A 25,143-nucleotide genomic window follows, 5' to 3' on the forward strand; every position below is an offset into this window, starting at 1 on the left:
ACAGATGTTTCTTAAACTGAATTTTGCGGCACTTGTATTGATCATAGTCCAAACATTTTTCATACAACAGATTTTTGCTGAATCTCCTCGTGCAAATCAGCAATCACCTGAGCAAACGGTCGTAACGGCAAATGCCAATGATGATGCGATTCAACAATTTGTACGAGCAGATTTTGCACAACGTCGAACAATGTTAAATCAGTGGCCTGCCAGTATTGAGGAATTAGACAAACTGGTTGCTTATGTAGAAAAGGATGAATTGTATACAGACAGTTCAGGCAATACTTATATTATGAAAGAGGGTGATAAATTATTTAATTATCCTCAAAATCAGAATATTACAGATTGGCCAGCAGATCTTAATCAAGTTACTTTAGTCAATACGTTACGTAAAGCACTGAGCTTTGGACAAGCGAAAATAAAACTACAATCGGAAGATGCATCGCAACGTTTGGCTGCGATTGATATTTTAGAAAATAATTTAGATGAACTCGATATTAACGTCGTCAATCAGCTTTATCTCAATGAAAAAAATAATAAAGTGAAAGCGAGATTAAAGCAGTTAAAGGCACGTATTGATTTTAATAGTCCTGACATACTGACAAAAATCCAAGCAACCAAAATTTTAAAAGAATCAAATCGCCCTGATGTTTTAGCCATTATTGAACAAGAATTACAACAGCCGAATTTAAATCCTGAATTAAAAACCACGTTAATAGATGCCAAAAGTAGCATCAAAACACGATTACAAGCCAGTGAGTGGGCAGGGCATGTATTTTCGGGTCTTAGCACCGCCAGTATTTTGCTGCTTGCGGCTTTAGGTTTAGCAATTACCTATGGTTTGCTCGGTGTCATTAACATGGCGCATGGTGAGTTAATCATGATAGGTGCTTATACCACTTATGTTGTGCAAAGCTTTTTTAAAACGCATTTCAGTGCGTATGTCGATTGGTATTTGATTGCTGCAATTCCTGCTGCATTTTTAGTGAGCGCTTTGATTGGCATGTTGATTGAACGAACGGTGATTCGTCCACTCTATGGTCGTCAATTGGAAACCTTATTGGCAACTTTTGGCGTCAGTCTGATTCTCATGCAATTGGTTCGTATGATCTTCGGTGCTCAAAATGTTGAAGTGTCTAATATTTCTTGGCTATCAGGTGGGATTTCAATTACACCTAGTTTGATGCTGCCTTATAACCGTATCGCCATTATTGTTTTTACGATTGCTGTGCTTTCGCTGCTGATTTATCTACTCAATAAAACACGTTTTGGATTATTCGTTCGAGCGGTGACACAAAATCGTCAAATGGCGCGGGCTGTCGGTATTCGTTCAGCACGTATCGACATGATGGCTTTTGGTTTAGGCTCAGGACTTGCTGGTTTAGCAGGTTGTGCTTTGGCTCAAGTGGGTAATGTTGGCCCAGATTTAGGCCAAAACTACATTATCGATGCATTCCTTGTCGTGGTCGTTGGCGGGGTAGGTCAAGTGTGGGGTGCTGTGCTTGCTGCGCTAGGTTTAGGTGTCAGCGGAACGATGCTTGAAATTGGTATGGGTGCAGTGCTTGCCAAAATTATTCTCTTGGTTCTTGTGATTTTGTTTATTCAAAAACGTCCACAAGGTTTATTTGCCGTCAAAGGTCGTTTTGTGGAGTAAGCCTATGAAAATCACCTCATTACTTTCAGATAAACCCTATAGCGCAATTGCGATTGCCATATGTTTTGCCGTGATGTTGATCTTGCCGTGGTTTCATTTATTGCCACAGGATTCAGCGCTACACCTTTCAGCCTATTGGGTCACCTTGATTGGGAAAATCATGTGTTTAGCCTTGGTGGCATTGGCTCTAGACCTTGTTTGGGGCTATGCAGGTATTCTCAGTTTGGGGCATGGTTTGTATTTCGCCTTAGGTGGATATGCTTTTGGTATGTATTTAATGCGTGAGTCAGCAGGAGATCAGTTGCCTGATTTTATGCGCTTTTTAAGTTGGACTGAATTGCCGTGGTATTGGGTTGGAACAGAACACTTGGTTTGGGCTTTGGCATTAGTTGTTTTAGTGCCGGGTGTGATTGCTTTTATTTTCGGGTTCTTTGCATTCCGTTCCAAAATTAAAGGGGTTTATTTTTCAATTATCACGCAAGCCATGACCTTTGCCGCAGCATTATTGTTCTTCCGTAATGAAACAGGTTTTGGTGGCAACAATGGTTTCACTGGGTTTAAAAGCATTTTAGGTTTAGACATTACCTCTGCCTCCATGCGTGCCACCTTATGTTTTTTAACGGCACTTGCTCTTTTACTGTGTTTTATGGGTTTGCGGAGTTTGATGAACCGACCATATGGCCGAGTATTGGGCGCAATTCGTGACAGTGAAAATCGTTTGCAATACCTTGGTTATCGTACGCTTTGGTACAAATTATCGGCATGGGTTTTATCGGCTGTGATAGCGGGTATTGCAGGTGCGCTCTATGTACCACAGGCAGGAATTATCAATCCAAGTGAAATGAATCCAGTCAATTCGATTGAAATGGCTGTTTGGGTCGCAGCGGGTGGGCGTGGGACGTTGATCGGGCCAATCTTGGGCGCAGGTTTAATCAACGGTGTTAAAACTTATTTTACTGTGGCTTATCCAGAAGCATGGTTATTGATCCTCGGTGCACTGTTTATCGTTGTGACTATTTTCCTACCCAAAGGTGTGATTGGCTTATTCGAGCGTTTTAAAAAGGAGGATCACTGATGTCAGAATTACTCTCAGATTTAGGTCTAAATTCACAACATGGTGGTCAAATTGGCGAAGGTTATGGTCGACCAAAAGCAGAAGGTGCCGATTTCAGCCATGGTATTGCGCTGTATTTAGAAAAAGTTAGCGTTTGGTTTGATTCATTTCGTGCGTTAAATGATTTGTCCCTCTATATCGAAGAAGGTGAATTGCGTTGCATCATTGGCCCCAATGGTGCTGGAAAAACCACGTTGATGGATGTGATCACAGGCAAAACTCGCCCAACCGAAGGTTCTGCATTTTTTGGGCAGAATTATGATTTAGCCAAAATGAGTACAGAACAAATTGCAGAAGCTGGAATTGGTCGTAAATTTCAAAAACCGACTGTATTTGAAAATTTTACAGTCATGGAAAATCTGTTACTGGCTGCACCAAAAGATAAAACAGTAAAAAAGAGCTTTTTCAGCAAACTTGCGCCCGATGCACAATTGGCTTTGGATGAGTCTTTAGAACAAATTCGTTTACAGGAATTTATTCAAAAACCAGCAGGGTTATTGTCACATGGTCAAAAGCAATGGCTTGAAATCGGCATGTTGTTGATGCAACGCCCGAAACTGATTTTATTGGATGAGCCAGTTGCGGGTATGACCGATGCCGAAACAGAACGAACGGCTGAACTGTGCTTAGAGTTGAAAAAGAACCACACTTTGATCGTGGTTGAACACGATATGAGTTTTATCGATACCATTAGTGAGAAAGTCACTGTACTTGCGCAGGGGGCAATTCTTGCAGAAGGAACACTGGCTGAAGTTCAAGCCAATGAAGATGTGATTGAAAAATATTTAGGTCGTTAAGGGGAACAGCATGTTAGAAGTTAAAGACGTCAATCAGTTTTATGGTGGCAGTCACATTCTACGTGATGTGACTTTACAAGCCCCGATTGGTGAATGTTCTGTGATTTTAGGGCGAAATGGTGTTGGTAAGACCACATTATTAAAATGTTTAATGGGCATTTTACCGATCAAATCGGGACAAATTCTATTGGATGACAAAGACATTTCCAAAATGAGTCCTGAACAACGCGTGCGTGCAGGTTTGGCTTATGTACCTCAAGGGCGTGATATTTTTTCAACATTGACGGTTGAGGAGAATATTTTAATTGGTATGGCAAAATTTTCAGGGGCGAAAACCCGAAAAGTACCTGAGCATTTGTATGAAATTTTTCCTATTTTAGATGAAATGAAATATCGCCGTGGTGGTGACTTGTCAGGTGGTCAGCAACAGCAATTGGCGATTGCACGTGCTCTGGCATCTGAACCTAAGGTTTTGATTTTAGATGAACCGACTGAGGGCATTCAGCCTTCTATTATTAAAGATATTGGTCGAGTGATTCGTAGGCTGGCAGATGGTGGTGAAATGGCCATTGTATTGGTTGAGCAGTTTTATGATTTTGCTGAAGAATTGGCTGACAATTATACAGTCATGGCGCGTGGGCAAGTGGTGGCTCAAGGCATTGGTTTAGAAATGCCTGAAAAGGGAATTCGAGATTTAGTGGCGATTTGATTTTAAATTTGAATCCCTCCAAGCCTCCCTCTACAAAAAGAAAGGGCTTTTAATAACATCCTGTAAAAACAAATGAATAGTTTGCATTGCCTCAATGATAATGAAAATTTTAAAACAATTTGTGTAGGCGTTTGTTACTTTGAAGGATGAAGAGTATTGCTCCGTAAGGTAACTAAAATCCTTTGTTGGACAAAGGGGATATCCCTATCGCCCTTGTCCAACGGCGGCATGGATGCCGCCTACCACGATAGTAATATCGTGGTAGGGCTAATAAGTGAAAAAACAGTAGCAGTTTGATTTATATTAATAATATGGATTGGTATCAATTCGATTACCGAATTTCCACTTTTCGATATAGTCCATTCGCAGAAACATTGTGCCCAAAGTATCCACAATCTGATAAGTTTTGCTTTTGGTTTACAGAAACAAAATTTCCGACTTGTGCATTAAAACCAAATGCTAAATCAATAGCGCATTCTTGCGTTGTGGTTTTCTTATGATTGAGCGGCATTGTGGTTTCAAACTGACCTAGATTAGGGCCATAAATCAGACTACGAAGGCCCATATAAACACCTTCAAATTCAATGTTATATTTTTGATTCAGCTTTTTAACTGTAATGTAGTTCCATGCCCCATAACCTGCATAATTGACATATTGACCTGATAAATCAGTTTGTTTTTTAGGTATTGGGAGTTGTTTTAAATTAAATTGACTGGTTTTGGATTGAGCATTGATTTGAAACCAAGCTCTCGCCCATAAAGGTTTTGCTAATTTTGCATAAGTGAGACCGACATTATTATTTGCAATATCGACCTCTTTTTCAGAAATTTGAATACCACTTTCATCTTCTTGGCTTAAACAAAATGCTGACCATGAGGCTTGATTTTGAAAAGGTTCTAAAGCCTTTTTATAATTTTTTTGTTGATAGAATTTTTGACCTGATTGGCGGTATTGTTTGATTTGTGCACAACCTTGTTTTAATTCTTGCTCATAAGAAAATTCAGCATGACTATGAGAAGCCAATAAAACGCCAGTTGTTAAAAATATTGTTTTGAGTAATATTTTATTCATTTTGATCATCTCGAATTTTTTATCAGTATTTAATCAAAATTGAGTTGCATCAAGACTAAATCACGCCATTGTCCAAATTTTTGCCCAACTTGTGGCATATAACCTGTTTGTTTAAAGCCTAATTGTTCATGTAAATAAATAGAACCTGTATTTTCAAAATCAATTGCAGCAACCATCACATGAATATGATGCTGTTTTGCATGCTCAATCAGTTTGAACATGAGTGCTTTTCCTAAACCTTGTCGAGCAAACTGTGGGTCGATATAAACTGAATGTTCAACTGTTTGTTTATAACCATTGATTTGTCTAAAACTAGAATAATCTGCATAACCTGCAATTTTTTGTGTAGAAATTTCTTCTGCAACAAAGATGGGGAACTGCTGTTGAGTTAAGTCCAAAAACCATTGCTGATAATTTTCTAATGTCTTAGGCTCACTGTTCCATGTCGCCAATCCTGTCGATATTTCATGATTATAAATATGCATGATTTGTTCTATGTCTGCACTTTGTGCAGGTCGAATTTGAAAATTCATGAAAAAATATCGATTAAAAATTTGAATCATGATTTTAAGAAGAATTGTGTTTTAGAGCAATCCGATCATTCAATAAATTCGGTAAATAACGTCGTGCAATAAAATCCATGCAACTCATAGGCAATACACAGGCAATAAAAAAGCAAGACCGAAGCCTTGCTTTTGAATCACGTTTGCAATATCGCTTAGAAGTGATATTTAACTAAAGCGCTTACGTTGTTTTCATCTTTGTTTGGAACGCCGTATTTGTTATGCCATACAGAATGCTCAATACCAAGATAAAGCTTAGTATTTGGAGAAATGTGTTTACCTGCATTCCATTTCCACTGAGTCGTCCAGTTAAGTTCGCTCTTATGCGCAACTTCATCTTTTTCAGCAGTAGACCAGTCAAGGAAACCATCTACAAGAAATTCTTCAGAAGCAAGTTTGAATGGAATACCGTAAGCAAACGTCATTTGATAGTCGTCTTCTTGGATTTCATTATTTGCACGGTAGAAGTTCAATTGTGCATATTGGAAATACGGAATCGCTAAATCTACGCCAACACCATAAAGATAGTTGTTCATATCTTTACCACCTTCCCAAGTGGTTGCAATAAGGACATCTTTAATTGGGCCTAATTCAAGTTTTTTACCTGAAACAGCGCCTAAGCTTAAACGTGGTGAAGCTTCAAAATAAGTATCTGATTGACCACCGCTGTTTGTACGGTCAGCAAATGCAAAGAAATCACCATATTGAAGTTTTGCAGTATATTCAAATGTGATTGTCGATTGTTTCTCATCTGGTGTTAATTCATAGTTTTCACCATAAAGCCCAGTAATACTAAAATCTTGCCAAACTGGTGTAGCTTGAGCCAAAGTAGCAGTTGAAGCGATTGCGCAGATCGCAGCAATTTGTGTAAGTTTCATGAAAAATCTTCCCCCCAAGAAAGCGCTTCAAGGATACAGATTCTTCAATAAAAATAAAGTGAAAATAAGATGAAAGATAAATAAATTATGTAAATATCAAGATAGAGAATGTTTCTCATTCGTCATTTTTAGTTGAGGTTTTATTTTAATCAAAAAAACAAAGATAAAGACTTAAATGATACCTATTGCTTCTATTGTCAATTTGATAGGCATTATTATAGATAAAATTAAGTCAAAAAAATATATAGAAATCATAAAATTATATAACAAAGTAACAAGTTGTCATTTTTCATATTCTTTTCATAAAAATTTCAAAAATACGCTTGCATATTTTTGAATATGGCCTGATATTGAATGTATAAGAACACGAATCTGCAGATAAATAGGTGTTCATTTATTCAATTGAGGAGTGACAAGTTCCAATTCATTGAAGATGACAAGCTGTGTAAACAGCAAGCTTAAATCATGTACAAAATTGAAATTCATTGATCATTTTGTGCAGTAAATAAGATTCAGATAATGTGAGGATAATATTTTATGAACATTGAAATCCGTACAGATAAAAATATACAAAATAGTGAACGTTTGATTACATATGTGAGAGAAGAGCTAAATCAGGAATTTCAACGTCATAGTGAACGTATTACTCAATTTTCGGTTCATTTAAGTGATGAAAATGGCGATAAAGGTGGCGATGATGATATTCGCTGTATGGTCGAAGCAAAAGCTGCTGGAGTCAAACCTATTGTCGCTACGCATAAAGCAAAAAATATTGATTTAGCTTTGCATGGGGCGATAGAGCGAGTAAAACGTAGTTTGGAACATGTATTTGAGAAAAAAGAGAATCCTCGTGGTGGTCAGCTTGAAATAGTTGACGAGGAAGTTTAAGAAAAGAGCCCTACGGGGCTTTTTTTTATTAATGGTGATTTTATTCCTCAGTTACAAAAGGGGTTAACTTTGTCAGAAATTAACAATAAATGCTGCTTTAATCAGAAAAATAAGACCTTATTAATTTTTTTCAGTAATTTTCAAAATATTCGGCATAATGGAGATATGAATATAATAGAGTGATCAATATGTTATCAGCACAGCAACAAGTCTTTGTTCAGGCTTTGGAAGATTTAGATATTGCTCAAGTTAGACGCTTACTTGCAGAGGGGTTTGATCCAGATTTTATGGAACCTGAAAAAGGTCCAGCCGTTTCGATCTGGTCTGATGGATTATTTAAATGGTGGGAAAAAGTTTGTGATGCTTATGAAGCAGGCCAACCACTCACGACCGAACAAAAAGTAGAAGATTTACAACCACATTTAGAAATTTTAGATGAATTAATTAAAGCCAAAGCAAATTTTTATTTGTGGGATGCTGAAGAATGTTATGGTCCATTATGGGATGCGGCAAGCGCAGCATGTTCCCCTGCGATTCAAAAGCTATTAGACTATAAAGTTGATCCAAATACTAAAGATGAAGAAGGTAAGACTATCTTATCGTCAATTAGTGATTTATTCTTTGATTGTGAATTTGATCAAATAGATTGGTCGCAGGCTTTACCTGAAGAGAAAGAATCTTTAGAGTTACTACGTAGTCGCGGTGCGAAAATGTCTAAAGAAATAGCATAAACTTTGAGTCAGATTATGGCAATTTTAAAAACAGCAACTCTAGCCCTTGTTTCAAGCCTAAGTGTCAGTGCAATGGCTGCTGAGTTTTCCTTTGACCGTCCTGGTGAAGGTTTTGGTACAGGTATTACACCTGTTGGTCATTTAGCATGGGAGCAAGGTTTACCGAGCGCAACCTATACTGAAACCAAAATCGATGGTGCAAAGGCAAAAACAGTTACTTTGAACGGTGATATGTTATTGCGTACAGGTTTAACACCGAGTATGGAATTACAACTGGGTTGGCAAGGTCCAGCTTGGACACAAACCAAATACAAAGGTGAGAAAACTGACGATTCTGGTTTGGGCGATGTCTCAATCGGGATTAAAAAAGCCATTGATCTGCAAGATGATCGATTATCTATGGCTGTATTGGCGCAGGCTTTAATTGCAACGGGCAATAAAGAGTTTAGCGAAGAAGATGATATTTATAGCATCGGTACAGCTTTGGATTATAAATATAACGATTTAGTGAATACTGGAATCGTGATGAATTATGCTGTTCAAGATGGTGATTGGGCTGTTACAGCAATTCCAACCATTGGCTATAAAATTGTCGGCAATTTGTCTGGTTTTTCAGAGTTTGTTTATCATAAAGCTGAAAGTCAGGATTATGAATATGGTCTTGAGTCTGGTTTGGTCTATGCTTTAAATGATCGTACTCAGTTTGATGGTAGCATCGGTGTGGATTTAAATGGCGATGATCGCAGTTACAAAGCGGGCTTTGGCGTTTCATTCCTATTCTAAGCCACATACAGCAGTAGAAACGTAATGAATTTGAAGAAGGATAGTTCAGCTATCCTTTTTTATTGCCTGAATGTTTTGTTTTGACATAAATTTTCATAAAAATAGGTGAATAAAAACTATTCGATCAGTCTTATACGCTTTATTCTAAGATAAAAATTGAGAAGAAATTTAAGGAGTTTGGCTGATGTTGGATTTGTTTATTGGCAATAAAAATTATTCAACGTGGTCTATGCGTCCATGGTTGGTTTTAAGACATTTTGATATCGCATTCACAGAGCATTTGATTCCTTTTGATGATTTTCAGTTAGAAAGCCCTTTTAAAAAGACCATATTAGCGATCAACCCTACGGGGAAAGTCCCTGCACTAAAAGATGGTGATCTTTTGATTTGGGACTCTTTGGCTATTTGTGAATATTTAGCAGAAAAGTTTCCAGAAAAACAATTGTGGCCACAGGATCAAAAGCAAAGAGCACGTGCACGATCAATGAGTGCTGAAATGCACAGTAGTTTTATGGCTTTACGCAGCACATGCGGTATGAACCTTGATGCAGACTTATCTGAAGTTGGTGCTCAACTTTGGTTAGATCACCCACAGTTGCAAGAGGATGTGAAACGGATTGAAGCTTTGTGGGCTGAGCGGCCAAGTCAAGATGGTTTTCTTTGCGGAGATGCATTGAGTATCGTAGATGCTTTTTATGCGCCTGTGGTGATGCGTTTTATTGGGTATGGCATACCAATATCAGATTACAATCGGATCTATATGCAAAAAATATTAAACCTTGCTGCGGTACAACGCTGGATGACTGAAGCTAAAGCAGAACATGTCTTTGTTGCATGTGAAGAGCAGTATCGGACACGAGAATAAGTTTAATTAAACTCTTTAATTCGCTCATTGTAGAGTTGTACTTGGTTTCTACCACGTTGTTTTGCATGATATAAAGCTTGATCGGCGAGATGAATCACTTTGCTGATATTGGTTTCATATATGGAAATAGCGACACCGAAACTTGCAGTGAATTGGATGTTTTTATGTTCAAGTGTTTCTAAAATTTCATTCTGAATGATGAGACGGCAACGTTCGGCAATGTCTTGCGCAACAGTCAGTGAGGTGTCAGGGAGCGCAATAATAAATTCCTCACCTCCATAACGAGCAACAATATCTGTTTTTCGTATTTGAGTGGACAATAAATGTGCTACACGTTGTAAGACTTCATCTCCAAAATGATGGCCATATTGATCGTTAATTGATTTAAAGTGATCAATATCCATCAAAATAATTGAATAATGCGACTGATTTTTTTGAATGACATTGAGTCTTTCATTAAAAAAACGACGGTTATATAAATTGGTTAAAGGATCCGTTTGGCTTAAGCATTTAATCAGTGCTTCTCTGTGACGCCATTGTGAAAGTAAAATTTCACATAAAATAAAGCAGGTGAGAAATATTGGAATAATGAAATAAAGCATACTCACAATCCAAAACAGATTGTATTGAGGTTGATGATTTAAGAGATGTTCACTGAATAAAGGGGCATAGGGAATCAGCTTATGGTAGGTACAATACATGAGTGTAAAGTACACAATCAGTGCAAAACTGAGCTGCGCATAAAAAAATTTCCGACTGAATAGAATGAGTCCTAAACCTGAAATACAGACAAATGCGAAAATCGTTGCAGGGCTGTAAAGACCGACTGAAAACCCATCAGCCAGCATGAGATTCACAAAAAAACCAATGATAAAGTGCGGTAAAATATTGTTTGCCCAAGGTTTCTTTTGAAAAAAATAACAAAAAATAATCAAGCAAGAAACCAGCAAAGCGGTATAAATATTGAGATAAACCTGAGTTTTGAGTAAGGGTAAATTGACCCATTGCCAAAGTCTTGGTTCCAAAATAATTAAAAATTTCCATGCAATCCAGACAAAATGGACACCTAAAGTAAGAAAAAGCATCAAGATGGATTTATGAACATTACTCCAATTCATAATGATATTTGAGTTAAATTGGTGTTGTAGCATTTCAAGGTGTTTATTCATTTTTGGGTCGGGAAAGATCATTTATTTTTTGTCCCTTTCTAAATTTAAAATAAATTTGTAACAGCTTGATTTTTAAATAATTAAATTAAGGTTAATTATATTGATTAAATTATATACAAAATGTTTTAAGCCAGTATATAAAAAAAGAGTAAAAAAACAAGAGCCGAATATCGGCTGAGCATGGTCTTATCTTTCATTAAAGTTTAGAAAATAGTTTTATCTGATTGAAAAGAATATGATTTTATTTTAAATATATTTTTAGAATGAGATGTAATGATTATCGTTAAAAAGAGCATTTAAAAATTTAAATGCTCTTTCGTATCAATTCAAAATATTGATATCCGCAACGTTGGCTTTAATCAAACCCAAAATAATATAAATCGATTAAGGTTAAAAATTTGGATTCGAAGAAACATTATTTCCACTGGATTTCACAAGATATAAAGCTTGGTCTGCTTGCTGAAGTACTTTATCACTGATGGAGTTCTTTTCAGATACAGATACACCAAAACTCGCTTTTAATGCAACGTTTTGGCGGTTTGCTTTCAACGCTTTTTTATTGACTAAGGTCGTGAGTCGACCCGCGATACGAGTCGCTTGATCTTGAGTGACGTCTCCAAGAATGACAATAAATTCAGATTCACTATACCGTCCCACTAAATCCGTATCACGGAGATGATGGGTCAATTGTTGTGCAGTAGAAATCAATGCTTTATTGGCGATTTTCTGATTGTATTTTTCTTTAATCTGATTGAAATTATCAAGACTCAACAAAATAATACCGAAATTTGATTCAGATTGAGGATGTAATTCTTTCAGATAATGGTTCATTGCAAACTGATTATAGATACCTGTGACAGGATCGATTTCTAAATCATTATCGAGTTTATTTTTACCCATTAATTTAGAAATAAAAGACGTCTTCAATACTTGATTGAACAGCGAGTGGATTTTACGGCGTCTGTTTGAATAAACTTTATTTCGCATACTTTTTCACCCATACGCTCAGTTTTTATTGTATCACTGTGCAAATGTAGCAATTAATTCGTTCAGATTCAAATTAAAGTTCATATAAATTATTGATAGATCTATGCATTATTATTGAAATTGTGACGGGTTTTTCAGTTAAAAAAAGTGATGAGTATAAATCTGAAAAATAAACAACACTATTTAAAAAATACACATTAAAAAGTTTTGTATGTTATTCATATTTAATAACTAATCTATTTTAATTTTAAAGTATTTTTTCAAAAAAAGTTGATTGTTAAAATGATTTTATTTTAATACAAATATTTTAAAAAAATATCGTGATATATAAATATATGATTTATATATCACAATTTATTCTTGAATATGTGGAACTCAAACGTTATTCAGGTTAATCACGATCAAGATGGTGAGCAAATTCAGCAATATCTGCAAGTGAGCGTTTTGCTTCGTCAAACCATGGGCTAAACATCTGGAAGTTATGCCACATTCCTGTATAGAGTTTATAGGTCACATCTACATGGGCTGCTTTGGCTTTTTCTTCAAAACGTTGCGCATCAGATAACAAAATTTCTTTTGAGCCAATTTGTACTAATGTCGGAGGGAGACCTTCAAAGTCGCCAAAAATAGGTGAAAGTGGGGCCAAAGAGCGATCTAAATGTTTAGGTACGTAATATTCAATCCCTGATTCGAGTGCTTCTAAGGACAATAAAGCATCATGTTTTTGGTTGTAGCGCAGTGATTCACCTGTGAGTGTCAAATCTAAAAAAGGCGACAGCAAAATCAGCCCACTTGGCAGTTGATGTTTATTTTCTTCTTTTATTCTCAAAGCCAGTGCCAAAGCTAAATTAGCACCGCAGGAATCACCTGAAATAATAATGTCTTTAGGCAAAATGCCTTGATCTAAAAGTTGTTGATACACATCATAAATAGCATCTCCAGCTTCAGGAAAGCGATTTTCTGGTGCTAGGGGATAATCTAAATGCAAAACTTGCATTTGCGTTCTAGCTGCAATTTCAGATAAAAATGCACGATGCGTATTTAAAGACCCCACAAAAAAAGCACCGCCATGAATATGTAAGATCAGTTGTGTCGCATGCGCTTGGGGCTTGATTTCTTCTGCACGAATACCTGCAATGCGTAAACTTCGAATATGCACATCTTTACGTTGTGGAAAAACACGAGCGAGTTGTTCCATAGCAAAACGAGCCGTGGTTGGTGGAAGATTAAAGCGACTTGGAAACTTAAAATTTGCCTTCAAAATCGATTCTGTAAAATATTGTTTCAAAACAGGATTAATCTTCATGTTTCTTCCATTTTTTTCAAATTTGATCATTATTTTTGTGGATTTACCAACAATTCTTACAAGGGTACACTATATAGTCACAGACAAAAATTGCTAATTTGCTGTGAGTTTTTAATACTATATAGTGTCATATATGACTAGGGAAAACAAAACAATGAAAAAAATTGCTCTTGCACTAGGATTACTATCTGCAACAGTTTTCGCAAATGCTGCAGATCCATTAAATGGAACTGTGTGGAAAACAATTGACGATACAACGAAACAACCAAAAGCTGTTGTGAAATTCACAGAACAGAAAAATGGAACGCTGAATGCGACCATTCAAAATGTATTAACACCAGGTGAAGAAAATGCCTGTGTTAAATGTGAAGGTCCATATCACAATAAGTCTTTGAAAGGCGTAACGATTGTTACTGGATTGAAGAATGTTGGTGGTAAGAACTATGACAATGGTTCAATTCTAGATCCGAAAAATGGTAAAACGTATAAATTAAAAGCAGAATTGGCTGGTAATCAGTTGAAACTACGTGGCTATATTGGTATTGCTGCGCTTGGTCGTAACCAAACTTGGGTTCGTGCCAACTAATCGAATTGCGTTTGAACAAAAACCCGATCAATTGATCGGGTTTTTGTTTTTAACCTGATTAACTTCAGTTCGGAATAAACTCTGATGTAATTCATTGGCAAGATAGATCAGGCACAACGGAGTCTTATCATTTAAATTCAGATGTAAGGATTAACCTACTTCGTCTTGCACTTCACTTGAAATATATTTCAATCTCGCTCAGGTTCGACCTGAGAGGTACTACCTCGCAAGGCTTTCGGGATGAGTGGCACTGCCACGCAAGGGTAAAACCTGAGCTGTGATTAAAGCAGCGCAAGAGTCGCCAACTCGACAGATACTAGTTAGTACCTAATATATTGCAAAAACAATATATTGCAGATCTTGCGGAATATATTCCTCATGCCTCAGACAATGCGACTGACGTTCTCGCGTATCATATAGTTGGGAACATATCTTATCCCGAACTCAGGTTAATTATTTTATTCACTATTTTAAAGCTTTGATTTTGTCTTCATCAAAACCAACTACATATTCACCATTTTGATCAATCACAGGTCGTTTAATTAAACTTGTATGCGTGGTTAATGCTTTAATCAGTTCTTCTTGGCTTGAAAGGGCAAGTTGTTGCTCTTGTTCTGTCAGTTTTTTCCAAGTTGTGCCTTTTTTATTTAAAAGAATCTCTTGAGGAATGTGTTTTAGCCATACTTTAATCGTTTCAGCATCGATCCCTTGTTTTTTATAGTCATGGAACTCATAGCTCAAACCAATTTCAGTAAGCAGGTCAAAAGCCTTTTTCATAGAGTTGCAGTTTTTAATTCCATAAATTTTAAGCATGATTAAACCTAAGTATTTAATTGTCTGATTTGACTGAAAGAATAGCAAAATTGCCAATGAAAAATGTATGAGAATGGGTAATATCTTTTAAAGGATGCAATGATTGTCATACAGCTTTAATATTTTGAGATTACATTCTGAATAAATGACAACATACCACTAATATAATAATTCTAAAAATTGAGAATGGCGATTTGGTAAAGTGCCTTTTTAAAAAAGAGAAAGCCCGCATCAAATCATCCTGATTATGCGGGTCTCAGTACAACGTCCAATGTCACATCCTTGGAAAACAAATATAAAAATATTTATTTTCTTTTCATCCTACGGCGTCCTATCCTTTTGCTGTCATCCTGACAATGTCCCTGTGCCGTGAAGCTATAATGCTCTTATTTGCATGATGAAAATATAAGATAACACGACAAGTTTTGTGCGAATTTGACGCATATTGAGTTTACATGTGTAAACTCAATATGCGGATTGAAAAATTTATACTGTATAATCAATGATCACAGGTGCATGATCGCTATACCATTCATCTTTATAAACCCACGCATTCACAGTGCGCGCTTTCCAATCGGGTGAGCATGCTTGATAATCAATACGCCAACCGACATTTTTAGCGCGAGCTTGTCCACGATTCGACCACCAAGAATATACTTCTGCTTCTTTACGAACTTCACGGAACGTATCGACATAACCTAAATCATCATAAATATGGTCTAACCATGCACGTTCATGTGGTAAACAACCTGAAGATTTTTGATTCCCTGACCAATTTTTAATATCAATGCGTTTATGCACAATGTTGTAGTCGCCACAAACGATGATAGATTTATCTTCATCACGCCATTGTTTTAAAATTTTTGTATATTCTTCTAAAAAGTGATCTTTACGTGCTTGAGCTTCATCACCAGATGAACCAGAAGGCAGGTACAAAGAACAAATATGTACAGGCTTGTCTAAACCAAGATCAAATTCAGCTGTAATAAAACGACCTTGAGAGTCTGCGAGCTCAAAGCCTAAACCATTATGAACAGATTTAAATGGTAAACGACTATAAATCGCTGTACCTGCATAGCCAGATTTTTCAGCAGGGAATAAATGCGTAAACCAACCTTCGGGTTTGAATTTATCTGTCCATTGTTCATGGGTAATACGACTTTCTTGTATGCAGATGACGTCAGCATCTGACTTTTCCATCCATTCAAGAAGTCCTTTAGTAACCGATGAACGTAGACCATTTACGTTGATTGATACGACTCTTAAAATTTTTTGATCACTTGGATAGCTACTCTTTGGTATCATGTGCAGTCATAACCTCAATGTATGAATTTTTGGAGCACCTCATGTCAACGCCAGCTCAGTTTAACCCGCAAGCTTTTATCGAACTCGCATTATCACGAGGCGTGCTTAAATTTGGTGAGTTTACTTTAAAATCAGGCCGTGTGAGTCCTTATTTTTTTAATGCAGGTTTACTCAATGATGGTGAAGCATTATCGCTTTTAGCTCAAGGTTATGCAGATAAAATCACACAATGTAACAATGTGGAAGTGATATTTGGCCCTGCTTATAAAGGGATTCCTTTTGTTGCAGCAACCGCAGTGGCATTGTCTCAGGTACATGGCGTGAGTGTACCTTGGGGTTTTAACCGTAAAGAAGCCAAAGATCATGGTGAAGGCGGCGTGTTGGTGGGTGCATCAGTAGAAGGCAAAAAAGTTTGGATCATTGATGATGTGATCACCGCAGGAACAGCGATTCGTGAAGTGGTGACCATTCTTAAAAATGCAGGTGCAACGATTGCAGGTGTATTGGTGGCTTTAGATCGCCAAGAAAAAGGACAAGGGCAATATTCTGCAATTCAAGAAGTTCAGAAAGAATTAGAAATTCCTGTACATGCTTTGATCACCATGAAAGATTTGATGAATTATTTAGAATCGAAAGATGAAAAAGAAGCTTTAGCAAAAATGGAAGCTTACCGTGTGAAATATGGTGTATAAGTTTCAAAATTAGATAATATAAGGAGCTCATGCTCCTTATTTTTATGATTCATTTAAAAATGGATATCAATCTTCAATGTTAATTTTAGTGATCATTATCGCTGTTATCGCACTTGGTGTAATTTTTGCCAAACATGTCGATCAACGGCGCTGGCAACGCTATCAATTTGAACGGGATATGTATTTTCGCCAAAACCCATTTCAATGGAAAGGTTTAGAACAGTTTGAATTGGTTCTAAATGTGAATAGTAATGCGCAAAAAAAATTGATCAATACATTGATGTTAAGAGCATCTGAAACGGGTTATTTCAAAAAAGCACGCGTACAGCGTGAGCCTGAATGCGCAAATCAGCAATATTCAATTAAAGTGATGATCCAAGATTTAACCATTGGTCGTTTAGAAAAAAGATATGCTGAATTATTGGGTGAAAACTTACAACAAACCGATTTTGAAACGGGGCGTCCGATTGAGCTAAATGCAGAAATTATTGTTTTTGAAAAAGATGATATTGATTTAGGTTGTCGCGTTAAATTGGATTTACCACGTGATCCGCGGACAGCACATGAATATTTGATTACCAACATGAAACAGGAAAAAACCAAATAAGTTCAGTCTGTACCTAACTGACTTGGCAATGGATATGTATTCTTTGCGATATGTTTATGATCTGCATAAGTATTTACAATTCGATAGTTTTCGGAATCTTCAATAACAAAATCTAAGAGATAGATGCGTGCAGGTCGCTTTGTCACAAAAATTGCACGTAATTGATCATTTTGTCTGAGTATTTTTATTTGAATGGCGAAATCTAAAGTATTTTGAAACTGTAAATCTTTATAGCCATAAACCACACTCGCATCGCTGCCTAAAGGTGTAAAACGTTCATGTTCTTGGTAAATATCAACAGAATGAGCATGCCTTTCAATGATTCTTAAACCCGCTTTTAATGCATTGATATACAGCAAGCAAGAAATTTGACAGATTCCACCACCAACGTCTTCAGTCACTTTCCCTTGAACTAAATTACGTCCTATTTTATATCCATTTTTTTGCGTAGGTGCTGGGACGAGATGCCAAAAAGAGAAGGTTTGATTGGGTTCAATCACTAAGCCATGTAGGGCTTGAATGGTTAAATCAATATTATGAGTTTTATTGTCAAAATATTGATTTATCTTAATTTCTTGTTGTGTTGAAATTTGAAATTGTGTCTGCCAAAGCTGTTCATGCTTTAAAGCAAAATTTTGCTTAGAAAATAAATGCTCACGACAATATCTACGAAACAATTGATAAAGTAATTTCCATGATTTAGGTAAATATTGTTTCATATCTTGTTTTCCTTATTTAAGTTTATTGAGTTATTGTTTTTCTAAAACGATGACTAAATAAGAAGCATATTCTTTAAAAAATGAGCGACAAATAAAATTATCCAAAGGTCTAAATATTGAACGCATACTGCTCGGAATACGATGAATGGGAAAGAATAAAAAGCCCTGACTTTTAATGATTTTCCATTGAGAACCTGCCAGCTTTTCAATGTCTAGTCGTGTCATTTGATTGGCTGCATGCCAGTCTTTTTGTTCATGTTGAACGGTTTTTCGGCGTTTTGCCGATGGGAAATCAAAAATAAGCTTTCCGCCCCGTTTTAGTTTTTGATGTGCTTGATTGAGAAATTCTTGAGTTGTATTCATGTCTTGATGCATGATGACGTGAAAACTATAAATCACGTCTAAGACATTATTTTCAATTGGAATATCAGTCAAACTTCCCTCTAAAAGTATTTTATTCGGATATTTTAGTGCAGCTATTTTCAGCATTTCAGGGCTGAAATCTACACCGTAGTCAGCATAATCCAATAAGCGCCCTGTGCCGCAACCAATGTCCATGCATTTTTTAGTAGAAACATCCATCAAAACATCAGCAAGAAAAGCTCTTTCTTGCTGATCAAGGTATTGCCCATAACTATTATTAAATCGATTGTCATCGTAGTTTTGTGCAAGTTGGTTGTAATAACTTTTAATATTGGATTGATGTTTTGAATTGGGCATAAAAATGGCTCATGTATTACATATCTTCGATTGGTTATTTTTTATTAAAACGATTGAATCTTTTTTAAGGTATGGTGAAAGTTTCAACAATATTAAAATTATTAATAAACTATTTTATCTCTATCGTTAAGTTTTTTTATGTCTTAAACGTTGTTCAAACAATCACACTCTTTACAATTTAACTCAACGCCCAACTTTTCATTGCGCCCTTGCTCGCTAAGCACCCACGGACGATTTTGCCAAGGCGGTGTATGGCGGACATGTTGTGTATGACCGCAAGCCAAATCAGCCACCCAATGTTGCTCATCATCCAAATGAAAGCCAATAATTTTTTGTTGCATATCGTTATAACTTGTTCACAATAATTGCGAACAGTTTAGCGAAATTTAGAAAAAGAAACCTAGAATCTCCGCTATACTGCATGCAATCCAAAATTTTATAAGAGCATCGATATGCGCGTACTTGTTGTGATGGATCCCATCGAAAATGTAAACCTTAAAAAAGACTCCACTATGGCAATGCTTTGGGCTGCTGCACGTCGTGGACATGAGTTAGGCTACGCATTGCAACAAGATTTATATATCGATCAAGGCAAAGCTTTTGGTCTTATTTCACCATTAAAAGTGTTTGAAGATTACAACCATTATTATGAATTGGGTGAAAAAACCAAAGAATCGTTAGCGACCTATGACGTGATATTGATGCGTAAAGATCCACCTTTCGATATGAATTTTGTCTATACCACCTATATTTTAGAACAAGCAGAGCGTGAAGGTTCGTGGATTATTAACAAACCACAAAGCCTACGTGACTGTAATGAAAAGCTTTTCGCAACACAATTCCCAGAATTACAAGTACCAACACTGGTGACTTCACAACAAAGTTTGATTCGTGAATTTTTGAAAGAACATGGCGATGTGATTGTAAAACCATTGGATGGTATGGGCGGAATGGGCATTTTCCGACTTTATCAAGATGGTGTGAATATTGGTTCAACCATTGAAATCTTAACTGAAAATGGCACACAACCGATTATGGCACAACGCTATATTCCTGAAATTGTGGATGGTGATAAACGTATTTTGATGGTCAATGGTGAAGCTGTGGCTTATTGCTTAGCACGTATTCCTCAAAATGGCGAAGTGCGTGGTAATTTGGCTGCTGGCGGTTTGGGTGAAGCACGTCCATTGACTGAAAATGATAAAGCGATCGCAGCAAAAGTTGGCCCATTTTTAAAAGAAAAAGGGTTGGTTTTTGTTGGTTTAGATGTGATTGGCAATTATGTCACCGAAATTAACGTGACCAGTCCAACCTGTATCCGTGAGATTGATGCTCAGTTTGGAACATCGATTGCGGATGATTTATTTGACGTCCTCGAAGCTGGAAAGCCAACTTGATTTAGAAAATTATTTTAACTCGGTTGGAAATTATAAATTTCAACTAAAATAAGACAGAGTCATTGAATGGCTCTGTCTTATTTTCAAAGTGTTAAAGATGTAAGAAATATAAAAAATAACGAATAGTTAAACAATTTTTAGCTGATTAATGATAAAAGTAGTTTAAACTTCCAAATCAGTAGAAAAAAACAATGAAGTGCTTGGTGAAAAAAAGTAAATAAACTTTTCCCCTATAGCAGTTTGTGATTACAATTGGTTTTTTAAATATTCGTTTAACATTTATTTTTGAATTGAAGAATTAGACTGTGACCAAACCTCAACAAAGCACACCAAAACACGTCATGATGATGGCAGCAGGAACAGGCGGACATGTATTCCCTGCACTTGCAGTTGCAAAAGAATTGCAACAACAAGGCTGTCAGGTGTCTTGGTTGGCAACACCAACAGGCATGGAAAATCGATTATTACAACAACACGATATTCCAATTTATCAAATTGATATTCAAGGTGTACGAGGTAACGGTATCATTCGCAAATTGGGTGCGCCGTTTAAAATTTTAAAAGCGACACTTAGTGCTATGCGCTATATGAAACAACTCAAAGTCGATGCTGTTGCAGGCTTTGGTGGCTATGTTGCAGGGCCGGGTGGCTTAGCTGCACGTTTATTGGGTATTCCTGTGATTATCCATGAGCAAAATGCTGTTGCAGGATTTACCAATACTCAACTTGCTCGTGTAGCAAAAATCGTATGTGAAGCTTTTCCGAATACCTTTCCAAAAAGTGAAAAAGTGGTGACGACTGGCAATCCAGTACGTGCTGAAATCACAGCAATTTATAATCCATCTTTTCGTTATAAAGAGCGTGAAAATGCAGGTGAACCGTTGCATGTGTTGATCGTGGGTGGTTCTTTAGGCGCACAAGCGTTAAATGAATGTGTACCACAAGCGCTAAAACAGTTTGATGTACCCTTAAAAGTGTTTCATCAATGTGGGCAAAATAAACAAGATACAACCCAAGCGTTATATGCTGATGCGCCTGAAAATTTACAGGTTGAAGTTCAACCTTTTATTGAAAATATGGCACAGGCCTATAGCAATGCAGATTTGATTATTTGCCGTGCAGGGGCATTAACCGTAACAGAGGTCGCAACTGCTGGTGTGGCAGCAGTTTTTGTTCCTTTGCCAAGTGCGGTGGATGATCACCAAACAGCAAATGCAAGATTTTTAGAAAAAACGGGTGCTGCGAAGATTTGCCCACAAAGCACCATGACACCTGATTCGTTAAAAGATGTATTAACCCCGTTGATGAACCGTCAATTATTGATGGAAATGGCTGTAAAAGCTCGTCAACAAGCTCAACCAGACGCAACAGATCGTGTGGTTGGTTTAATTCAAGATTTGTAAGTTAGAGTTGATTATGTCTCCAACAAGCCCAGCTGATAAAGCAAAAAGCCTGATTAAAATTCCTGAAATGCGCCGTATTAAACATATCCATTTTGTGGGTATCGGTGGTGCAGGGATGTGCGGTATTGCAGAAGTGTTGAAAAACCAAGGCTATAAAGTTTCGGGTTCAGACATTAAAGCATCTAAAACAACTGCAAAACTTGAAGAAAATGGTATTCAAGTATTTATTGGTCACGCGGCTGAAAATATTAAAGGTGCGAACGTTCTGGTTGTATCTACAGCGATTGATCCTGAAAATTTAGAAGTAAAAGAAGCGATTGAAAATCGTATTCCAGTGGTTCGTCGTGCTGAAATGCTTGGTGAACTTATGCGTTACCGTCATGGTATTGCTGTTGCTGGAACGCATGGTAAAACCACAACAACAAGTTTGGTGACTTGTATGTTGGCGGAAGAAAACATGGATCCAACTTATGTGATTGGCGGCTTGTTGAACCGTACAGGTGTGAATGCTGCATTGGGTGCGAGTCGTTTTATTGTTGCTGAAGCAGATGAGTCTGATGCTTCATTCTTATATTTAGAGCCAATGGCTGCCATTGTCACCAATATTGATGCAGATCATATGGATACCTATGGCGGTAGTTTCGATGTTTTGAAAGATACCTTTGTAAAATTCTTACAAAAAATGCCGTTTTATGGTTTGGCTGTCGTGTGTGGTGATGATGCGAATATTCGTGAAATCATGCCACGTATTGGTCGTCCATTAGTGACTTACGGTTTTAACGAAGATAACGATATCCGTGCGGTAGATATTGATCAAACAGGTATGCAATCAAGCTTTACTGTATTGCGTAAAGGTCGTGAGCCACTACGTTTAACGATTAACCTCCCAGGATTGCATAATATTTTAAATGCGCTCGCTGCGATTGGTATTGCAACCGATGAAGGCGTATCTGATGCTGCGATTGCTCGTGCATTGGAAGGCTTTAGTGGTGTTGGTCGCCGTTTCCAAGTTCAAGGTGAATTTGAACTGGGTGAAGGCAATGTCAAGTTGGTTGATGATTATGGTCACCATCCAAAAGAAGTTGAAGCAACGATCAAAGCTGCACGTGCTAGCCATCCTGATCGTCGTTTGGTGATGATGTTCCAACCACATCGTTATAGCCGTACACGTGATTGTTTTGATGATTTTGTAGATGTGTTGTCACAAGTGGATCAATTGTTATTGCTCGAGGTTTATGCTGCAGGTGAGAAGCCAATTGTCGGTGCAGATAGTCGTGCATTGGCACGCAGTATTCGCTTGCGTGGCGAAGTTGAACCGATTCTGATTGACCCTGTAGAAGGCAATTTGCAGCACGCTATACAAAAAGTGTTACAAGCAAACGACTTGTTATTAACACAAGGTGCGGGTAACGTTGGAGCAATTTCGCTAGAATTAGCGCAGAACCAACTTTATTTAAAATAATGAATTCGGTTGAGCTTATGAATAATGAGCTTAATCTCGGAATTTAAATTGACTAACTTATAAGTTTAAGGATTTAAACGTGTCAAATGCTTCTAAATTCGGCAAAGTAGCGGTATTGCTTGGTGGTAAATCTGCTGAGCGTGAGGTGTCATTAGATAGTGGTAAAGCTGTACTAGAAGCATTATTACGTTCGGGTGTGAATGCTGAAGGCTTCGATCCAAAAGAGCGTAGCGTGACAGAACTTGTAAACTACGATCGTGCATTTATTGTTTTGCATGGTCGTGGCGGCGAAGATGGTCAAATCCAAGGTGCATTGGAATGGATGAATGTGCCTTATACCGGTACGGGTGTGCAGGGTTCTGCCATCGGTATGGACAAAGTAAAAACCAAACAGATTTGGCAAGGTTCGGATTTGCCGACAGCGCCATATCGTATTATCAATAAAGATTCAGATTTAAAAGAAGTGATCGACAGTCTTGGTTTACCTTTAATTATCAAACCTGTACACGAAGGTTCAAGTGTCGGTATGAGTAAGGTTGAAAAAGCTGAAAATCTAGCAGCAGCAATTGATAAAGCAACAGTACATGATGCTGTTGTTATGGCTGAAAAATGGATTACAGGTCGTGAATATACGATTTCATTCCTCAATGGTTTGCCATTGCCTGTAATTCGTTTACAACCACCAGCAGATGTTGCTTTTTATGATTATGAAGCGAAATATAGCCGCAATGATGTGGAATATGGTATTCCATGTGGTCTAAGCGAGTCTGAAGAAAAACGTCTACAAGAATTGTGCTTACGTGCTTTTCAGGCTGTAGGTGCAAGTGGTTGGGGCCGTATTGATGCCATGTTAGATGAGCAAGGCAATTTCTGGTTATTGGAAGTGAATACCGTTCCAGGTATGACCAGTCATTCATTGGTACCAAAAGCAGCCAAAGCGGTAGGTTATAGTTTTGATGAATTATGTGTTGCTATTCTTGAGCAAACTTTAACGGAACAAGCACACTAAGTTTATGGCTCAACTTCCTGCTTCAATGCGCCGTAAACGTGCAGCGATCACATCGATCCATGATAAACCTCCTACACGTAAGGACAAGCTTCTGAACGTGGGGAGTTGGTTGCTCATGTTGATTGCTGTTGTTGTATTGCTTGCAGGGATATACGGATTTTATAAAGTTGTTACCGATGCAAGAGTTGCAACCCTTGAAGTGGTTGGAACAAATTCAGCGGTAGAAACACAATTTATGTCACAACATTTAACACCTGTTGTGAAGGCGAATTATTTTACTTCGGATTTAGAACAAATTCGAGATAAAGCGCTTGATGTCTCATGGGTAGATCGTGTCGTGGTATCACGCGCATGGCCAAATGGTATTCGAGTGCGCGTTATGCCACGTCATGCGATTGCTCGTTGGGGAACAGGGCGATTGTTAAGTGATGCTGGAGATGTCTATACAGAAGTAGTGGCGAAAAATCATTCAAATCTGCCATTGCTTCATGGACCGCTCAGCCAATCCAAAGTCATGATGCGTCGCTATAATGAAATTAATCAATTATTTCACCCAGTTAATATACGTTTAAAAGAATTATATCTCACTGAACGTATGACTTGGTTTATGCAGTTTGATTCAGGTTTACGAATTATTGTCGATCAAGATCAGACGATGAGTAAGCTTCAACGCTTAAGTCATTTAGCACAAACAGATCTAAAGCCAATTTGGTCGAATATTTCTGCAATTGATTTGCGCTATCGAAATGGTTTAGCAATTCAATGGAAAAATTCAGTTTCACCAAAAATTGTGAATGGTCAATTTGTTGTAACGAGTAATGACATAAGCGTTGCAGGTGGGATAACTGCAAAGCCATAATAGTTGGCTTGAAAAAGAGGCATTAAGCCAAAACATAAACAATCAAGATAATGGT

At 37.3% G+C, this 25,143-nt stretch carries 27 protein-coding genes; 16 read left to right on the forward strand and 11 right to left on the reverse strand.

Annotation, left to right across the window (positions count from 1 at the left end):
* Nucleotides 1-4 precede the first annotated feature (4 nt).
* From urtB to urtE, 4 genes are read left to right on the forward strand one after another with little or no spacing between them, the layout of a single operon-like run.
* Nucleotides 5-1,654, forward strand: coding sequence for an urea ABC transporter permease subunit UrtB (gene urtB / locus GGG_RS0103465; RefSeq protein ID WP_029574424.1), 1,650 nt, complete (start codon nt 5-7; stop codon nt 1,652-1,654).
* A gap of 4 nt (nt 1,655-1,658) precedes the next feature.
* Nucleotides 1,659-2,729, forward strand: a complete 1,071-nt coding sequence (gene urtC / locus GGG_RS0103470; RefSeq protein ID WP_010112277.1) for an urea ABC transporter permease subunit UrtC — start codon at nt 1,659-1,661, stop codon at nt 2,727-2,729.
* Nucleotides 2,729-3,565: an urea ABC transporter ATP-binding protein UrtD gene (gene urtD, locus GGG_RS0103475; protein ID WP_010112278.1), complete on the forward strand. Its 837-nt coding sequence runs from the start codon at nt 2,729-2,731 to the stop codon at nt 3,563-3,565. The genes urtC and urtD overlap by 1 nt, the downstream gene beginning before the upstream one ends.
* Before the next feature lie 10 nt (nt 3,566-3,575).
* Nucleotides 3,576-4,274, forward strand: a complete 699-nt coding sequence (urtE, locus tag GGG_RS0103480) for an urea ABC transporter ATP-binding subunit UrtE (RefSeq protein WP_010112279.1) — start codon at nt 3,576-3,578, stop codon at nt 4,272-4,274.
* 331 nt (nt 4,275-4,605) lie between these two features.
* Here urtE and GGG_RS0103485 read toward each other — a convergent pair whose 3' ends face one another.
* From GGG_RS0103485 to GGG_RS0103495, 3 genes are all read right to left on the reverse strand, one after another.
* Complete coding sequence (locus GGG_RS0103485; RefSeq protein ID WP_010112281.1) at nt 4,606-5,346, reverse strand: hypothetical protein; 741 nt, start codon at nt 5,344-5,346, stop codon at nt 4,606-4,608.
* 29 nt (nt 5,347-5,375) lie between these two features.
* A complete protein-coding gene (locus GGG_RS0103490) occupies nt 5,376-5,879 on the reverse strand; it encodes a GNAT family N-acetyltransferase (protein ID WP_010112283.1) in 504 nt (167 codons plus the stop codon).
* A gap of 185 nt (nt 5,880-6,064) precedes the next feature.
* The gene (locus GGG_RS0103495) at nt 6,065-6,787 is read right to left on the reverse strand and encodes an outer membrane protein OmpK (RefSeq protein ID WP_010112285.1); all 723 of its coding nucleotides are present in this window, start codon (nt 6,785-6,787) and stop codon (nt 6,065-6,067) included.
* A gap of 537 nt (nt 6,788-7,324) precedes the next feature.
* Between GGG_RS0103495 and GGG_RS0103500 the strand changes: the two genes are divergently transcribed.
* The 4 genes from GGG_RS0103500 to GGG_RS0103515 all read left to right on the forward strand — a co-directional run bounded on the left by GGG_RS0103500 (nt 7,325) and on the right by GGG_RS0103515 (nt 10,054).
* A complete protein-coding gene (locus GGG_RS0103500; RefSeq protein WP_010112288.1) occupies nt 7,325-7,675 on the forward strand; it encodes an HPF/RaiA family ribosome-associated protein in 351 nt (116 codons plus the stop codon).
* Between the two features lie 188 nt (nt 7,676-7,863).
* Complete coding sequence (locus GGG_RS0103505) at nt 7,864-8,406, forward strand: ankyrin repeat domain-containing protein (protein ID WP_010112289.1); 543 nt, start codon at nt 7,864-7,866, stop codon at nt 8,404-8,406.
* Nucleotides 8,407-8,421: 15 nt separating this feature from the next.
* A complete protein-coding gene (locus tag GGG_RS0103510; RefSeq protein ID WP_010112291.1) occupies nt 8,422-9,189 on the forward strand; it encodes a transporter in 768 nt (255 codons plus the stop codon).
* A gap of 184 nt (nt 9,190-9,373) precedes the next feature.
* Complete coding sequence (locus tag GGG_RS0103515; RefSeq protein ID WP_010112293.1) at nt 9,374-10,054, forward strand: glutathione S-transferase family protein; 681 nt, start codon at nt 9,374-9,376, stop codon at nt 10,052-10,054.
* A 2-nt stretch (nt 10,055-10,056) separates the two neighbouring features.
* On the opposite strand, the gene GGG_RS0103520 is transcribed toward GGG_RS0103515, so the two are convergent.
* The 3 genes from GGG_RS0103520 to GGG_RS0103530 form a co-directional block, all read right to left on the reverse strand.
* A complete protein-coding gene (locus GGG_RS0103520; protein WP_010112301.1) occupies nt 10,057-11,244 on the reverse strand; it encodes a GGDEF domain-containing protein in 1,188 nt (395 codons plus the stop codon).
* A 369-nt stretch (nt 11,245-11,613) separates the two neighbouring features.
* Complete coding sequence (locus GGG_RS0103525; RefSeq protein ID WP_010112302.1) at nt 11,614-12,210, reverse strand: GGDEF domain-containing protein; 597 nt, start codon at nt 12,208-12,210, stop codon at nt 11,614-11,616.
* Nucleotides 12,211-12,601: 391 nt separating this feature from the next.
* Nucleotides 12,602-13,516, reverse strand: a complete 915-nt coding sequence (locus tag GGG_RS0103530; RefSeq protein WP_010112303.1) for an alpha/beta hydrolase — start codon at nt 13,514-13,516, stop codon at nt 12,602-12,604.
* 154 nt (nt 13,517-13,670) lie between these two features.
* Here GGG_RS0103530 and GGG_RS0103535 point away from each other — a divergent pair, with 154 nt between their 5' ends.
* Nucleotides 13,671-14,102 (forward strand): DUF2147 domain-containing protein, encoded by a 432-nt coding sequence (locus GGG_RS0103535; RefSeq protein ID WP_010112304.1) that lies wholly within the window; start codon nt 13,671-13,673, stop codon nt 14,100-14,102.
* Nucleotides 14,103-14,567: 465 nt separating this feature from the next.
* Here GGG_RS0103535 and GGG_RS0103540 read toward each other — a convergent pair whose 3' ends face one another.
* Together GGG_RS0103540 and GGG_RS0103545 are read right to left on the reverse strand one after the other, a co-directional pair.
* Entirely contained in the window at nt 14,568-14,915 is a 348-nt protein-coding gene (locus GGG_RS0103540) for a Spx/MgsR family RNA polymerase-binding regulatory protein (protein ID WP_029574425.1), read from the reverse strand.
* Between the two features lie 486 nt (nt 14,916-15,401).
* Nucleotides 15,402-16,220: an exodeoxyribonuclease III gene (locus GGG_RS0103545; RefSeq protein ID WP_029574426.1), complete on the reverse strand. Its 819-nt coding sequence runs from the start codon at nt 16,218-16,220 to the stop codon at nt 15,402-15,404.
* A gap of 41 nt (nt 16,221-16,261) precedes the next feature.
* On the opposite strand from GGG_RS0103545, the gene pyrE reads away from it, so the two are divergent.
* Nucleotides 16,262-16,912: an orotate phosphoribosyltransferase gene (gene pyrE / locus GGG_RS0103550; protein ID WP_010112310.1), complete on the forward strand. Its 651-nt coding sequence runs from the start codon at nt 16,262-16,264 to the stop codon at nt 16,910-16,912.
* A 76-nt stretch (nt 16,913-16,988) separates the two neighbouring features.
* Nucleotides 16,989-17,519: a hypothetical protein gene (locus GGG_RS0103555; protein ID WP_010112312.1), complete on the forward strand. Its 531-nt coding sequence runs from the start codon at nt 16,989-16,991 to the stop codon at nt 17,517-17,519.
* 2 nt (nt 17,520-17,521) lie between these two features.
* Here GGG_RS0103555 and GGG_RS0103560 read toward each other — a convergent pair whose 3' ends face one another.
* The 3 genes from GGG_RS0103560 to GGG_RS0103570 all read right to left on the reverse strand — a co-directional run bounded on the left by GGG_RS0103560 (nt 17,522) and on the right by GGG_RS0103570 (nt 19,299).
* On the reverse strand, nt 17,522-18,238 hold the full coding sequence (locus GGG_RS0103560; RefSeq protein ID WP_010112314.1) for a VanW family protein: 717 nt from the start codon (nt 18,236-18,238) through the stop codon (nt 17,522-17,524).
* A gap of 30 nt (nt 18,239-18,268) precedes the next feature.
* Nucleotides 18,269-18,958, reverse strand: a complete 690-nt coding sequence (locus GGG_RS0103565; protein WP_010112315.1) for a class I SAM-dependent methyltransferase — start codon at nt 18,956-18,958, stop codon at nt 18,269-18,271.
* A 143-nt stretch (nt 18,959-19,101) separates the two neighbouring features.
* Nucleotides 19,102-19,299 (reverse strand): DUF3565 domain-containing protein, encoded by a 198-nt coding sequence (locus GGG_RS0103570; RefSeq protein WP_010112316.1) that lies wholly within the window; start codon nt 19,297-19,299, stop codon nt 19,102-19,104.
* Nucleotides 19,300-19,410: 111 nt separating this feature from the next.
* On the opposite strand from GGG_RS0103570, the gene gshB reads away from it, so the two are divergent.
* The 5 genes from gshB to GGG_RS0103595 all read left to right on the forward strand — a co-directional run bounded on the left by gshB (nt 19,411) and on the right by GGG_RS0103595 (nt 25,088).
* On the forward strand, nt 19,411-20,355 hold the full coding sequence (gene gshB, locus GGG_RS0103575; protein WP_010112317.1) for a glutathione synthase: 945 nt from the start codon (nt 19,411-19,413) through the stop codon (nt 20,353-20,355).
* A gap of 305 nt (nt 20,356-20,660) precedes the next feature.
* A complete protein-coding gene (gene murG / locus GGG_RS0103580) occupies nt 20,661-21,758 on the forward strand; it encodes an undecaprenyldiphospho-muramoylpentapeptide beta-N-acetylglucosaminyltransferase (RefSeq protein WP_010112319.1) in 1,098 nt (365 codons plus the stop codon).
* Nucleotides 21,759-21,771: 13 nt separating this feature from the next.
* A complete protein-coding gene (gene murC / locus GGG_RS0103585) occupies nt 21,772-23,220 on the forward strand; it encodes a UDP-N-acetylmuramate--L-alanine ligase (protein WP_010112321.1) in 1,449 nt (482 codons plus the stop codon).
* 79 nt (nt 23,221-23,299) lie between these two features.
* Nucleotides 23,300-24,229, forward strand: a complete 930-nt coding sequence (locus tag GGG_RS0103590; RefSeq protein ID WP_010112323.1) for a D-alanine--D-alanine ligase — start codon at nt 23,300-23,302, stop codon at nt 24,227-24,229.
* Nucleotides 24,230-24,233: 4 nt separating this feature from the next.
* Nucleotides 24,234-25,088, forward strand: coding sequence for a cell division protein FtsQ/DivIB (locus tag GGG_RS0103595; RefSeq protein ID WP_010112327.1), 855 nt, complete (start codon nt 24,234-24,236; stop codon nt 25,086-25,088).
* Nucleotides 25,089-25,143: the final 55 nt, after the last annotated feature.

It is taken from the genome of Acinetobacter sp. P8-3-8 (genome assembly GCF_000214135.1).
In the GTDB taxonomy this organism is placed as follows: Bacteria; Pseudomonadota; Gammaproteobacteria; order Pseudomonadales; family Moraxellaceae; genus Acinetobacter.